An 884-nucleotide genomic window follows, 5' to 3' on the forward strand; every position below is an offset into this window, starting at 1 on the left:
AGGCGGCGGCGGACGGGCGGCAGATCGTCATCTTTCCCGAAGGGACGCGGACCCGGCCGGGCGAGACGGCCAGGCTGCACCCCGGCATCGTCGCGATGGCCGGACATACCGGCCTGCCCGTCATTCCGGTAGCCACGGATTCCGGCCTGTGCTGGTCGCGCAATGCGTTTGTCAAGCATCCCGGAACGATCCATATCGCCATCGGGGCCGCCCTGCCGCCGGACCTGGGGCGGAACGGGATTCTTCCCGCGATCTCAGCGGCCTGGAACGATTTGTCCCGCGGATTTACGGCCCGGGACCCACGGGACAATCCTGTGGATAACTCTGTGGGCGTTCCTGTCCCCCATTCGGTCGATCAATAAGATTTGTCGTTCCCCTGGAAGAGGGGCCGGGCGGTCCGCCCGGCGGCGCAGGGGGCGGGCGGATCAGGGTGCCGGGGCTGAAAATCCCGCAAGTGCTTTATTTCGCAACGAATAAATTTCTATCCGCGCAGGGTTGACGCCGAGTCGGCATGGGCCGAAACAAAGGGTTACGGCAGGGGCGGAACCGCGCGCGGCGCCTGTGGATAAATTCCATACGGCTGCGCGGCGACCCTAGCGCCATCAATGTTAATCTTATGTGAATCAAGTTGTTCGCGGCCATTTTTGACATGCGTGATCGAACGGCGTGATCGTACCCGCCCCTCCTGCCCTGTCCCGGATGGCGAGACGGATCGTCCAGGGGTGCCGGGCGCGGCGCCTGGCCGTGCCGTGGCTAATCATGTCGTGTCTGGCCGTGGCGTGTCTGATGCTGGCCGACCTGTCGGCATGGTGGGTGGCGCAGTGCCGGCTGGATGCGGCGGTGACGCGCTGGAGCGCCGATCTGGCCCGCCAGGGGTGGCAGGT

Annotated in this window: 2 protein-coding genes; both read left to right on the top strand. The window is 65.6% G+C overall.

What is annotated here, in order from left to right; translation table 11 throughout:
• A partial coding sequence (locus HUK84_RS20405) for a lysophospholipid acyltransferase family protein (RefSeq protein WP_176641826.1) occupies positions 1-362 on the top strand: 362 nt, incomplete at its 5' end.
• A gap of 304 nt (positions 363-666) precedes the next feature.
• A partial coding sequence (locus HUK84_RS20410) for a hypothetical protein (RefSeq protein ID WP_374729398.1) occupies positions 667-884 on the top strand: 218 nt, incomplete at its 3' end.

It is taken from the genome of Nguyenibacter vanlangensis (assembly GCF_013376155.1).
Lineage (GTDB): Bacteria > Pseudomonadota > Alphaproteobacteria > Acetobacterales > Acetobacteraceae > Gluconacetobacter > Gluconacetobacter vanlangensis.